This window comes from Kitasatospora sp. NPDC005856 (assembly GCF_040629945.1).
In the GTDB taxonomy this organism is placed as follows: domain Bacteria; phylum Actinomycetota; class Actinomycetes; order Streptomycetales; family Streptomycetaceae; genus Kitasatospora.
On the sequence record NZ_JBEXWT010000003.1, the window covers coordinates 118,539 to 131,209 of the forward strand.

Below are 12,671 nucleotides of genomic sequence, written 5' to 3' on the forward strand. Positions count from 1 at the left end.
CCTCATGCCGGTCCGCCTTCGTAGTACGTCCTCAGCCGTTCGAGCTCCGGTATCCCGGTGCGGTCCACGGCGGCGAAGAAGGCGTCGTCGTGGGTCAGGGTGTCGAGCTCCGGGATGACCAGGCCGGCCGGGACGTCGTCGGTGCCGGCGAGGGCCACCTCCTCGCCCTCGGGCATGTCGCCGAAGAGGGCGAGCGGCGCGTCCGGGTCGTCCAGCGGTCCGCCCCAGGCCGCGAGCCCCTCCTGGGCGTCGCGCCAGGCGGCCTGCGGGTCCCGGCGGACCTTCTCCAGCGCCCGCTTGACGGCGGGCCAGTCCAGCGTGGCGCCGGCTCCGGTGGCCCCGGTCCCGCCGGTCCGCCGCACCGCCACCCTGCGCCGGAGCCCGGCCACCGGCTCGATCGCATGGGTGTCCGCCGCCCCGGCGGCGGTCATCAGCGGCCCGGTCCCGTAGCGCGGCACGCCGCGGGCGACCACCAGGAGGACGTGCCGTTCGGTCGCGTCGATCAGGTTGCGGTACACGTCCTCGCCGGGCTCGTGGCGTTCCAGCACGAGCAGGTCGGCCAGGCTGCCGGCCGCCAGGCGTCCCACCTGTGGCCCCCAGGCGGTGCCGAGCGCGTCGCCGGGGTTCGCGGTGACCATGTCGCACAGGCCGCGGTCGTCGAAGTGGTCGCCGAGCTCGTGGTGGTTGATGCCGTCGGCGACCTTGAGCTCGCCGAGCACGTGCTTGGTCCCGGACGGCGACCAGTCGGAGCCGAGCGCGATCCGCAGCCCCTGCGCGGTGGCCGCCACCACGTCCGTCGTCTCGTGGTAGAGCCAGTGGTTGGAGAACGGTGACCACACCACGGTGCCCCGCTCGGCCGGGTCGATCGCCGTCACACCCTGCTGCCAGGCGGCGAACTCGGCGGGGGTCAGCGCGGTGCCGTGCACGCAGATCAGGCCCGGCTTCAGGCAGGGGGCGAGGTCCCGGAACTCGCGGTGGACGTGCGAGGCCGGTTCGTCCGGGTGCGGCTCCGTGACGTGCCGTCCCTCCGCGACGTGGTAGATCAGGACCTGGTGGCCTTGGAGCGCGTTCTCCCCGAGGTCGCGCAGTTCGTCGGGGGTCCTCTGGAGCGCGGCGGTCAGCACCACGTCCTGGCCGGCCGGAAGCTTCTCCAGGTCCACGATCCGCAGCAGCCCGCCGTCGATCGCGCGGGTCGAACGCGGCGCGCCCTGGACGGAGGTGGAGCCGCCGACCAGCGCCTTGACCTCGACGTAGGTGAGCAGCGCCTCCGGTGCGGCGGTGCCGAGAACCTTGGCGGGCCAGGTGACCGACGTCGAGTAGTCCGGCGGGTGCTTCTCGCCCACCCAGCGGTCATGGTTCAGGTACGGGACGCCGACCGCCTCCCAGAGCGGAAGGGTGTTGTACTGCAGGTGACCGTGGAGGTCGACCAGGCCGGGCAGGACCAGCGCGCCCGTGCCGACCAGGTCCACGACCGGTGCGGCGGCGAACCCGGCGGGGGCCGTCTGCCCGGCCGGCTGCACCGCGCCGAGGCGCCCGTCGTCACCGACGTACACCGCACCCGGGTCGAGGATCCGGTGTTCCTCGTCGAAGGTGACGACGGTGCCGCGCAGGACGAGCACCATCAGTGCGGAGCCTTCCAGACCAGGGTGTGCCCGTCGTCCGGGGACGGTCGGGTGACGGAGTTCAGTTCCTGGCCCCCCTGGGCCCGCACCCAGGTGTCGTCCCCCAGGAACGCCGGTGCGCCGAAGGGCAGGTCGCGCCGCGGGATCGCGCGGTAGTCGCTCTCCGTGAACTCGGCGCCGTAGTCGGGTCCGGTGTTGTCACCGTCCTCGTCCGGAGTGACGACCGCGCGCAGCGTGGTGATCGCCGCGCGCCAGCCGTCGAGCAGCGCCACCGGGTCGTGGCTCGACGGATGGGGGACCCGCACGAGCACCGCCTGCTGCGGTCGGGCGGTCCACAGCCGCACCGCCTCCTGCGCCATGAACCCCATCGCGACGACGGCCTGCAGCGGGAGGCCGGTCGTCGCGCCGTAGAGCTCGTTGCGCCACTGTGCCTGCTCGGGGTCGCCGAGCCGCTCCTTCATCGCCTCGGCGCGCGACGGGTGGACGGCGTACGCCCACGCGTTGAGGCAGAGGTACGACCTGGTCAGGCCAAGCTTGGCGAGGAAACCCTGCACCCGTTGCCCGGCGTTGCCGACGAGCGTGCGCCCGGCGATCCGCTCGGTCGGGCCGGGGTCGGAGGCGACGACCAGCACCCGAGCCGATCCGTCGAGCCGCCCCCGGTGGAACACCGGCCCCCAGTCGAACCAGAACGCCGTCTTGTCGGGCGGATCGGGCACCCGCGCGCACAGCTCCGCGAAGGCGTCCGTCGGCCCCCGGTCGAACTCGGCCATCGGTCATCACCTCACTCACCGGCGGCCACCCGGGCGCCGGCGCTCACGGACGGTGGCGGCTCCCGTGCTCGGCGGGGGCGGTACCGGGGCGTGTCGGCCGTTCCGGTGTCCCTCCCAATGCACCACACCGCCCCGGCCCGCGCAAAACGGTGCGCCCGGGTGCCGGGACCGGGCCGGCACCGCTCTTCGCATTCGAACAGTCCCGGCCGCGTCCGGCGTGCCGCGATCCGCCGGTGCGGGACACGGGCGGATCTCAACGGGTTGACGTGTCGGTCGGCGGTGCCGGGCGGTCGGTTCGCGACCCGGGCGCCGGGTTGCGGGGCGGCGCGATGCACGACTGCGGCTTGTCCAAACACCGTCAGGACAAACGTTCACCCTATCGGGTGATGAAGATCGTCCGTTGCGATGCGGAACGCGCCTTCGCGCCTACGGTGGGGACCCAAGCGGAACGGGCGATGCAGCCAGAGTTCCCCTTCGTGGCGGGTGGGATGACGACCCGTCATATTGTGCGATCCCCCTCAGAGGAGGCTCCATGCCCCTGCGTGCCAGACCGGACACTCCGTCCGGGCCCGTCACCGCCCCGGCGGTGGGCCCATGAGTTCCCCGGCGATCGATCGGATCCTGCGCGGGCCCAGCGGACTGGGCACCTCCGGGCTGCAGTTCCGGCCGCAGGTCCCGGTGCCCGAGGTCGCGACGCCCGAGGTCCCGGCTGCGGAGACCGCGGTGCCCGCGACCGTCGTGCCCGAGGTGCCGGTGCCCGAGGCCTCCGGGTTCCAAGCGCCGTCCGTCCCCGTTCTGCCCGTCCCGGCAGCCGTGCCGCCGGCCGTCGGTGGTTCGGCGGCCGAGGCGCCGAGCGGTGGCAGCCCCAGGCCCGGCGACCCCATTCCCGGTCTGTACCACCATCCGGTCGCCGAGCCCGACCCGGTGCGGGTGGAGGCGCTCAGTGCGGCCCTCAAGGTCTGGGCGATGGAGGAGATCGAGCTCTACCCGCCGGAGTGGGAGAAGGACTTCGACGGCTTCTCCACCGGGCGCTACATGGTGGCCTGCCACCCGGACGCGCCGAGCGTCGACCACCTGATGCTCGCGGCCCGCCTGATGGTGGCCGAGAACGCGGTGGACGACTGCTACTGCGAGGACCTCGGCGGTTCGCCGATCGGCCTGGGCAGCCGCCTGCTGCTCGCGCACACCGCGCTCGACCCGCTGCACACCACGCCGGAGTACCACCCGGCGTGGGAGGCCTCACTGTCCTCGGACCCGCCCCGGCGCGCCTACCACTCCGCGATGGAGTACTTCACCCGGGCCGCCACGCCCTCCCAGTCGGACCGGTTCCGGCACGACATGGCGCGGCTTCACCTCGGGTACCTGGCCGAGGCCGCCTGGGACCAGGCGGACCACGTCCCGGAGGTGTGGGAGTACCTGGCCATGCGCCAGTTCAACAACTTCCGCCCCTGCCCGACGATCACGGACACCGTCGGCGGCTACGAGCTGCCCGCCGAGCTGCACGCGCTGCCCGCGATGCAGCGGGTGATCGCACTGGCCTCCAACGCGACCACCATCGTCAACGACCTGTACTCGTACATGAAGGAGCTGGACAGCCCCGGACTGCACCTGAACCTGCCGGTGGTGATCTCCGAGCGCGAGGGCGTCTCCCGCAAGGAGGGCTACCTGAAGGCGGTCGAGGTGCACAACGAGCTGATGCTGGCCTTCGAGGCCGAGGCGGCGGCCCTGGCCGTGTCCTGCCCCGTGCCCACCCTCGTACGGTTCCTGCGCGGTGTGGCCGCGTGGGTCGACGGCAACCACTACTGGCACCAGACCAACACCTACCGCTACACGCTGCCCGATTTCTGGTGACACCACCCCTCCCGGTGGCGCCACCGCTCACCGGCAGTGAATCCCCTTTGATGACCGACCCCTTGACCATCCACTAGGAGCTGACCCATGTCCGTGACCGACGACATCACCACCCCCGGCAACGCCATCCCCGGCCCGGCGACCCCGTACCAGGGCGACATCGCACGCTACTGGGACCACGAGGCCCGTCCGGTCAACCTCCGCCTGGGTGACGTCGACGGCCTCTACCACCACCACTACGGGATCGGTGCGATCGACCAGGCCGCGATCGGCGACCCGGCCGACAGCGAGCGGGAGAAGAAGGTGATCGCCGAGCTGCACCGCCTGGAGTCCGCCCAGGCCGACGTGCTGCTCGACCACCTCGGCGACATCCGCGCCGACCACACCCTGGTCGACGCCGGCTGCGGCCGCGGCGGCTCGATGGTGATGGCCCACCAGCGCTTCGGCTGCAAGGTCGAGGGCTTGACGCTCTCCACCCAGCAGGCCGACTTCGGCAACAAGCGCGCCGCCGAGCTGGGCATCGGCGGGTTCGTCCGCTCCCGGGTCGCCAACATGCTGAACATGCCGATCGAGACCGGCTCGGTCGCGGGCTCCTGGAACAACGAGTCCAGCATGTACGTGGACCTGCACGACCTGTTCGCCGAGCACTCCCGGGTGCTGAGCGTCGGCGGCCGGTACGTGACCATCACGGGCTGCTGGAACCCGCGCTACGGCCAGCCGTCGAAGTGGGTCTCGCAGATCAACGCCCACTTCGAGTGCAACATCCACTCCCGCCGCGAGTACCTGCGGGCGATGGCCGACAACCGCCTGGTGCCGCAGGCCGTCATCGACCTGACCCCGGACACCCTGCCCTACTGGGAGCTGCGCGCCACCACCTCGCTGGTGACAGGTATCGAGGAGGCGTTCATCGAGTCCTACAAGGACGGCTCCTTCCAGTACGTGCTGATCGCGGCCGACCGGGTCTGATCCGGCGGCTCGGATCCGTAGCCGGTCGCTACGGCCCGGCGGCTCGCATCCGGTAGCTCCGAGCCGGTAGCTCCGAGCCGAGGGCGGCGACCCGGTGGCGGCGCATCATGACGGCGGCCTCCCCGCATCCGCGGGGAGGCCGCCGTCGTCCGTTCCGGGGCCGGCTACGGCCGGGTGAAGGTGATGTGGGTGACGCCGCTCGGGCTGGACACCACCTCGGTGCGGAAGCGCTGCTCCAGCCCTTCGAGTCCGGTCCAGAGCGGCTCTCCCCGCCCGAGCAGCACCGGCACCACGACCACGTGCAGGTGGTCGATCAGATCGGCCTCCAGGAAGGCCCGGACGGTGCTCGGACCGCCGCCGATCCGCACGTCCAGGCCGCCGGCCGCCTCCCGGGCCTGGCGCAGCGCCTCCTTGGGGGAGGCGTCGATGAAGTGGAACACCGTCCCGCCGTCCATCTCCAGCGAGGGGCGCGGGTGGTGGGTGAGGACGAAGACCGGGGTGTGGAACGGCGGGTTCGGCCCCCACCAGCCCCGCCAGTCCTCGTCCCGCCAGGGGCCGCGCTGCGGGCCGAACTTGTGGCGGCCCATGATCTCCGCGCCGATGCCGTCGCCCCAGGTGCGGGCCAGCGCGTCGTCCACGCCGGTCTCGCCGCCCTCCTTGCCCTGCATGCGCCGGAACGCCCGGGTTTCGAAGAACCAGCGGTGCAGCCGGTCGGCGGCGTGGCCGAACGGCGCGTCGAGGCTCTGGCCCTCGCCCGTGCCGTAACCGTCCAGGGAGATCGAGAAGTTGTGGACCCGGACCAGGGACATCGGTGCCTCCGCCGCTCTGCGCCTCACGCGTGTCTCGGGAACGGACCGCCCGCACCCCGCGCGCCGGCCACGTTAACCAGGGGTGGTCGATCCATGACGCACCGTCACCGTTTCCGGGGCGTGGCGGGGCGGGCGCGTTGACGGAGGCGGCGGGTGCGAGCGCGGGAGCGACGGGGTGCGGCGGCGGGAGCGACGGATGGGGTTCGTGTGGAGGAAGGGGAGGGCAGCGGGGGAGAAGCGGTGCAGCCGTCACGCTATTGTCGTGCCTTCTTCATCCTGAGCACGCCCGGACGGGCGATGCTTCGTCAGGCTGCCCGGGAGCAGGGCGGCCGGCATCCCACGACTTGGGGGGACCGTTCCGATGACCGTACGCCGCACCCTGACCGGATTCCTGGCAGCCGGCCTGCTCGCCGCCGCGGCGGCGCTGATCCCGACCGCCCCGGCCGACGCCACCACCGGCGGGCCGGGCGACCTGCCGTTCGGCTCCGCCACCACCGTCGGCCTGCACAACACCTACGACCCGGCCGCCTTCCCGTACCTCGCCCAGGGACTGGACACCGGCACCGGGATGATAGAGCTGGACCTCTGGCCGAACATCGTGACCAAGAAGTGGCAGGTCAGCCACTCGAACCCGTTCGGCAACTCCAACAACTGCACCGCCGCGAGCACCCCCGCACAGCTCTACGGCGGCAGCACCGACCAGTACCTGGAGAGCTGCCTGGACGACGTCCGGGTCTGGCTCGCCGCGCACCCGGGCGCCGGGCCGCTGGTGATCAAGCTGGAGCTCAAGCCGGGATACTCGGCCAACCTCGGGATGGGCCCGGACCAGCTGGACGGGCTGATCGCCCAGCACCTCGGCTCCGCGGTGCTGCGCCCGGCCGATCTCCTGGCCAGGCCCGGCGGCGGCTCCTACGCGAGCGTCGACGAGGCGGTGCGGGCGGGCAACTGGCCGAGCCGCTCGGCGCTGGCCGGGAAGGTGCTGCTGTACGCGATCCCGGGCACGGTCGAGCTGGGCAACCCCTTCGACACCCTGCACACCGACGTCGAGCAGGGCCGGCACCTGCGCGACCTGGCGGCGGCCGGTCGGATCGGCCAGGCGCAGGTGTTCCCGTCCGTGCTCGGGGCCGTCACCGGCGACCCGCGCGGTCAGTACGCCGGGGCGGACGCCTCGATCCGGCCCTGGTTCGTGGTCTTCGACGGTGACGCCTCCACCTACGTCAGGACCGTCGACGCCGCCTGGTACGACAATGCCCACTACCTCCTGGTGATGACGGACTCCCACCTGGTCGCCCCGGAGATCAGCGGCACGGACCCGACCGCCGACCAGGCGCGGGTCCGCACCGAGCAGCTGGCGAAGGCGCACGCGAGCATCGTCTCCAGCGACTGGCGCAGGCTCCCGGCGGTGCAGTCGCTGGTGCTGCCGCGCGGCTGAGGCCTGGGCGGCGGCTGGCCGGGCCGAGGCGTCGGCGGGTACGTCGAGTTGACCGGAGGTGAAGAGTTGGAACGGGGCTTCCGATGGCTCCCGGCCGTCGTCATCCTGGTTGTCATGACCCGAACTCTACGCGCGTGGAAGACCCGCGTCGCCGCCACCGCAGCCGTCGCCCTGGTGACCCTCGCGCCGATCGCCGTCGCCACCGAGGCGCAGGCCGCGGTGAGCGGCTCGGTGTGCCTGTCCGCCCTGCCCTCCCAGGCCCGCACCACCCTCGACCTGATCGCCTCCGGCGGTCCCTTCCCGTACAGCCAGGACGGCGTCGTCTTCCAGAACCGGGAGCGGGTGCTGCCTTCGCAGTCCACTGGCTACTACCACGAGTACACCGTGGTCACCCCGGGCTCGCCGACCCGCGGCGCCCGTCGCATCGTCACCGGCAAGCAGTACCACGAGGACTACTACACCGCCGACCACTACGCGACCTTCCGCAAGATCAACTTCGGCTGCTGACCCGGCCACCGCTCCACCGGACACCCCCGGGGCCCCGGCGCCGCACCCCGCGCCGGGGCCCCGCGGCGTGTCCGATAGCGTTCGGAGACGTCAGGCGACGACTCCTGGAGGTCCCGTGCCGCAGATCCTGGTCGACCACTCGGCCGAACTCGACTTCGACCGGGCGGCCCTGGCCGCCGAGGTCCACCAGGCGATCACCGAGGTGATCGACACGACGGTGGCGGACTGCAAGACGCTCTTCCGTCCCGCCGGCGGCCACCACGTCGGTGACGGGACGAGCGGCGAGGCCGTGGTGCTGGTCGAGGTGAAGATCCTGGCCGGCCGTAGCGCCGAGCAGCGCGCCGAACTGACCGCCCGGGTGCTCGCCGCCCTGCGCGCCCGGATCGACCGGCCCGCCGCCATCGGCGTCCAGGTCACCGAACTCGACCGGGACACCTACCGGTTCGTCCACCACCCCGGCCGCTGAGCGGCGCCCGGAAACAGCGGGCGGCGCCGGGCCCGTGAGCCCGGCGCCGCCCGCTGTGGAGGCGCGTCCGAGGTCAGTCCGTCGGGCAGTGGACGCCCGCGGCCGGGACGGTGCCGTCCAGCAGGAACGCGTCCACCGAGGCGCGGACGCACTTGCTCGCGCCGTACCCGGTGTGGCCCTCGCCGTCGCGGGTGAGCAGGACGGCGTTGCCGAGCTCGGCGGTGAGCTTCTCGGCCCAGGCGTACGGGGTGGCCGGATCGCCGGTGCTGCCGACGACCACGATCGGCGTGGTGGCGGCGGACTTGATCACGTGCGGCTTCTCGGTGGCGCGGAACGGCCAGATCCGGCAGTCCGGGTCGAACAGCGCGGCCGTCGGGTCGTGCTTGCTGACCAGCGGGGCCTTGGCGGCGAGCTCGGTCAACGCGGCCTGCAACTGCTCGCCGGCCGGGGCGTCGGTGGCGCCGTCGGCGCAGTGGATGGCGGTGTAGGCGTCCGCCGAGGGGCTGTAACGGCCGTCCTTGTCACGGCCGTTGTAGCCGTCGGCGAGGTCGAGCAGGTAGTCGCCCTTGCCGCGCACCATCGCCCAGCCGAGCGAGTTGCGCAGGCCGGTCCAGGCCTTCTCACCGCCGTAGAGCCGGCTGAGCACGGCGGTCCAGGCCGTGGCGGAGGTCAGGGTGCGGCCCTTCTCCGTCTTGAGCGGCTTGTCCTTCAGCCCGTCGAGGAACGCGGTGAGCTTCTGCATCGCCTGGTCGGGGTCCTTGCCGAGCGGGCACGCGTCCTTGGTGACGCAGTCCGCGGCGAAGGCCTTCAGGGCCCGCTCGAAGCCGGCCTGCTGCTCGATGTTGTGCTGGATCAGCGAGGTGGAGGCCGAGGTGGCGCCGTCCAGGACGAGCCGGCCGACCCGGTCCGGGAACTCCTCGGCGTAGAGCGAGCCGAGGTAGGTGCCGTAGGACATGCCGAGGTAGCTGAGCTTCTGGTCGCCGAGGGAGGCGCGCAGCACGTCCATGTCCCGGGCGCTGTTGCGGGTGCCGACGAACGGCAGGACCTGGGCGTACTTGGCCTGGCAGGCGTCGGCCAGCTGCTTGCCGTGGTCGTCGCCGGGCTGGTCGGTGTTCAGCCAGCCGTCGCGGGCCCGGTCGTCCAGGCAGTTGAGCGGGCTGGTGCCGTTGGTGCCGCGCGGGTCGAAGCCGACGATGTCGTAGCGGTCGTGCACCGGGCCGTCGAAGCGCTTGGGGTCGTAGGTGACCATCTGGACGCCGGAGCCGCCCGGGCCGCCGGGGTTGAGCAGCAGCGAGCCGATCCTCTGGTCGGGCTTGGTGGCCGGGTTGCGGACCACGGCGACGTCCAGCGTGCCGGCGGCCGGGGCGCTGTAGTCCAGCGGGACCTTGAGGGCGGCGCACTGGAGGGCGGAGGTGTCCTCCTCGTTCTGAGGGTCCTTCGCGCAGGGGCCCCAGGCGAGCTGCTGGCCGTAGAAGGCCTTGAGCGCGGGGTCGTTGGCGCCGGTGGGCTTGACCGTCGGTGTGGGCGTCGGCACCGGGGTGGCCGACGGCGTCGTGCCGGCGGCGGTGGTGGCCGCGGGCGCGGCGGCGGTGCCGTTCCCGCTGGTGCAGCCGGCCAGCAGGGCGGCGGTGGCGACGGCTGCGACGGCGGCGGGCAGGACGCGCCGCGGGTTTCTGGTGATCATGAAATGCACGGCACAGGAATATCACCTGCCTGTCACATCAGTCACATGGGATTCTCGGAGTTCTCCGGCAGAGGTGCTCGGCACGGTGCCGCGGGTGCTGTCGTGTGCCGGGTGCGGTGTGATTCCGCGGGGAGCCGAACGGTGCCATGCTGAGGCCATGACAGAAAGCAGCGCGGTGGTACCGCTCCGTGAGCAGGTGGAAACCGGCGGCCGGCGACGGGAGTTGGCCGCGGCAACGGTCGGGTCGGTGGTCGAGTCCTTCGACTGGAGCATCTACGCCGTCCTCGCGCCCTACTTCGCGGCCGACCTCTTCGGCCACGGCAAGCACGGCGTCAGCGGCGTGCTCGGCGCCTACGTCACCTTCGCCGTCGGCTTCGTCGCCCGGCCGGTCGGCTCCTACCTGATCGGGCGGCTCAGCGACACCCGTGGACGGCGCTTCGCACTGAGCCTCGGCATGGCGGTGATCGCCGCCGCCAGCCTGGGCATCGCCGCCGTGCCCGGCCAGCAGGCCATCGGGGTCTGGGCGGCGGTGCTGGCCGTGCTCGCCCGGGTGGTGCAGGGGCTCGCCTTCGGCGGCGAGGCGCCGAGCGTGGCCGCGTACGTGACCGAGACGGCCCCGCCGCGGCACCGCTTCGCGTTCAGCTCGATCTCCTACGGCGGGATCGTCCTCGGCTCGCTGCTCTCCTTCGGGGTGCTCACCCTGCTGCTCAACACCATCGGCAAATCCGGTCTGGAGAACGGTGGTTGGCGCCTCGGCTTCGTGGTCGCCGCACTGCTCGGGCTGGCCGCCGTCTGGGTGCGGCGATGGGCGCCGGAGAGTGCGGAGTTCCGCCGCACCCGGGAGCGCGTGCGGCGCACCGCCCGCCCGCCGTTCCTGCGGACACTGCGCGAGCACCGCTGGGCGGTGCTCACCGTCTTCCTCAACACCCTGGGCGGGACGGTCGGTTACTACTTCGCGCTGGCGTACCTGCCGCAGTACGCCGCGGCCTACCACGTGATCAGCAAGGAGGAGGCGGCCTCCTTCATGACCGTGGTGCTCGGCGTCGTGCTGGTCACCATGCTGCTCACCGGCGCCGCCGCCGACCGCTTCGGCCTGCTGCCGGTCGCCAGGATCGGCTTCGGCCTGCCGATCCCGCTGATCGGCATCCTGCTCGCCGGGCTGCGCCAGGGGTGGCTGCCGTTCCAGGTCGTCGCCGTGCTGCTGGGGATGCTGGTGGCCACGGTGCTCGGCACGCTCAACGTCTTCACCGGACTGCTGTTCCCGACCGAGGTGCGGGCGGTCGGCCTCGGCGTGGTCAACGCCACCACCATCGCCGCGTTCGGCGGCACCTTCCCGCTGCTCGCCGAGTGGCTGAACGGCCGTCACCTGCTGGGACTGATCCCCGGATACGTCACCGTCTGCACGGCCGGCCCGGCCCTCGCGCTGCTGACGGCGATGAAGGTGCCGTCCTTCGCCGCGGCCGTGCGGCAGGCGGACGGTTCGGTCCAGCGGACACCCGGAACCGCCTGACGGACAGTCATCCGCTGTGGTTGAGTGGTCCGGACCAGCGCTGAACGGGGAGGACGACGCATGGGCGCCGACGCATCGGGTGCGGACATACCGGACACCAACGGGCGGGACACCGACACATCGGAGGACTGGGTCTTCGACGACCGCCCGTCGGGGGCCGGCCTGTCGGAGAGCTGGCTGACCGAGGCCGGGTACGAGGAGCCCCCGCAGGTTGACCTGCGCACCGACCGAGCGCACTCCGCCCGGGTCTACGACTACCTGCTCGGCGGAAAGACCAACTTCCCGGCCGACCGCGAGGTCGGCGACCGCGTCCTGGCCGACCTGCCCGGAGTCCGCGCGGAGGCCGCCGCCGCCCGCGCCGTGATGCACCGGATGGTCCGCCGGCTCGCCGAGGTGCACGGCGTCCGCCAGTTCCTGGACGTCGGCACCGGCATCCCCACCGCGCCCAACCTCCACGAGATCGTGCAGGCCGTCGACCCGGCCTGCCGCGTGGTCTACGTCGACAACGACCCGATCGTGCTCGCCCACTCGCGGGCCCTGCTCAGCAGCACCCCGGAGGGCCGCACCGCCTACGTCCAGGGCGACCTGCGTGAACCGGAGCTGTTCCTCGGTGATCCGGCGGTGGCCGCCACCCTGGACCTGCGCCAGCCGGTCGCCCTGACGCTCATCAACATCGTCCACTTCCTCGACGACGAGACCGCGCACCCGCCCGTCCGCAGGATCCTGGACGCCCTGCCCGCCGGCAGCTTCCTCGCCCTCACGGCGGGGACGGACGAGGTCTCGCCGGAGCGCAGCGCGGCCGCCGTCCGCCGGTACGAGGAGGCCGGGATCAGGCTCCACCTCCGTTCGCGCGAGCGCGTCGAACGCTTCTTCACCGGGCTGGAGCTGGACGACCCGGGCGTGGTCATGGTCAGCGAGTGGCACCCGGATCCCGCCGGGGTCCGGGCCCCGGGTGAGGGCAAGGTCGCGGTGTACGGGGGAGTCGGCCGCAAGGTGTAGCCGGATCCTTTCGATCCAGACTTGTCAAAACGATCGTCTTTACGTGCTCATGTCA

General features: G+C 72.4%; 11 protein-coding genes. 7 read left to right on the plus strand and 4 right to left on the minus strand.

Annotation, left to right across the window (positions count from 1 at the left end; all coding sequences use genetic code 11):
- Positions 1-2: 2 nt before the first annotated feature.
- Positions 3-1,622, minus strand: a complete 1,620-nt coding sequence (locus ABZ449_RS04070) for an amidohydrolase family protein (protein WP_360339771.1) — start codon at positions 1,620-1,622, stop codon at positions 3-5.
- Positions 1,622-2,392 carry a uracil-DNA glycosylase family protein gene (locus ABZ449_RS04075; RefSeq protein ID WP_360339774.1) on the minus strand — a complete coding sequence of 257 codons (771 nt, stop codon included), beginning with the start codon at positions 2,390-2,392 and terminating at the stop codon, positions 1,622-1,624. Before ABZ449_RS04075 ends, ABZ449_RS04070 begins: the two co-directional genes overlap by 1 nt.
- Before the next feature lie 594 nt (positions 2,393-2,986).
- On the opposite strand from ABZ449_RS04075, the gene ABZ449_RS04080 reads away from it, so the two are divergent.
- Both ABZ449_RS04080 and ABZ449_RS04085 read left to right on the plus strand, forming a co-directional pair.
- Positions 2,987-4,243: a family 2 encapsulin nanocompartment cargo protein terpene cyclase gene (locus ABZ449_RS04080; protein WP_360339777.1), complete on the plus strand. Its 1,257-nt coding sequence runs from the start codon at positions 2,987-2,989 to the stop codon at positions 4,241-4,243.
- 87 nt (positions 4,244-4,330) lie between these two features.
- The gene (locus tag ABZ449_RS04085; RefSeq protein ID WP_360339780.1) at positions 4,331-5,209 is read left to right on the plus strand and encodes a geranyl diphosphate 2-C-methyltransferase; all 879 of its coding nucleotides are present in this window, start codon (positions 4,331-4,333) and stop codon (positions 5,207-5,209) included.
- A 164-nt stretch (positions 5,210-5,373) separates the two neighbouring features.
- Here ABZ449_RS04085 and ABZ449_RS04090 read toward each other — a convergent pair whose 3' ends face one another.
- Positions 5,374-6,018, minus strand: coding sequence for a dihydrofolate reductase family protein (locus tag ABZ449_RS04090; RefSeq protein WP_360339783.1), 645 nt, complete (start codon positions 6,016-6,018; stop codon positions 5,374-5,376).
- Between the two features lie 361 nt (positions 6,019-6,379).
- On the opposite strand from ABZ449_RS04090, the gene ABZ449_RS04095 reads away from it, so the two are divergent.
- From ABZ449_RS04095 to ABZ449_RS04105, 3 genes are all read left to right on the plus strand, one after another.
- The gene (locus ABZ449_RS04095) at positions 6,380-7,450 is read left to right on the plus strand and encodes a phosphatidylinositol-specific phospholipase C domain-containing protein (RefSeq protein ID WP_360339786.1); all 1,071 of its coding nucleotides are present in this window, start codon (positions 6,380-6,382) and stop codon (positions 7,448-7,450) included.
- 114 nt (positions 7,451-7,564) lie between these two features.
- On the plus strand, positions 7,565-7,957 hold the full coding sequence (locus ABZ449_RS04100; RefSeq protein ID WP_360339789.1) for a ribonuclease: 393 nt from the start codon (positions 7,565-7,567) through the stop codon (positions 7,955-7,957).
- A 115-nt stretch (positions 7,958-8,072) separates the two neighbouring features.
- The gene (locus ABZ449_RS04105; protein WP_360339792.1) at positions 8,073-8,423 is read left to right on the plus strand and encodes an isomerase; all 351 of its coding nucleotides are present in this window, start codon (positions 8,073-8,075) and stop codon (positions 8,421-8,423) included.
- Positions 8,424-8,496: 73 nt separating this feature from the next.
- Here the strand turns inward: ABZ449_RS04105 and ABZ449_RS04110 are convergent, their stop codons facing one another.
- Positions 8,497-10,107, minus strand: coding sequence for an alpha/beta hydrolase (locus ABZ449_RS04110; protein ID WP_360339795.1), 1,611 nt, complete (start codon positions 10,105-10,107; stop codon positions 8,497-8,499).
- Positions 10,108-10,264: 157 nt separating this feature from the next.
- Here ABZ449_RS04110 and ABZ449_RS04115 point away from each other — a divergent pair, with 157 nt between their 5' ends.
- Positions 10,265-11,617 carry an MFS transporter gene (locus ABZ449_RS04115; protein ID WP_360339798.1) on the plus strand — a complete coding sequence of 451 codons (1,353 nt, stop codon included), beginning with the start codon at positions 10,265-10,267 and terminating at the stop codon, positions 11,615-11,617.
- A 60-nt stretch (positions 11,618-11,677) separates the two neighbouring features.
- A complete protein-coding gene (locus ABZ449_RS04120) occupies positions 11,678-12,616 on the plus strand; it encodes an SAM-dependent methyltransferase (RefSeq protein ID WP_360339801.1) in 939 nt (312 codons plus the stop codon).
- Positions 12,617-12,671 lie beyond the last annotated feature (55 nt).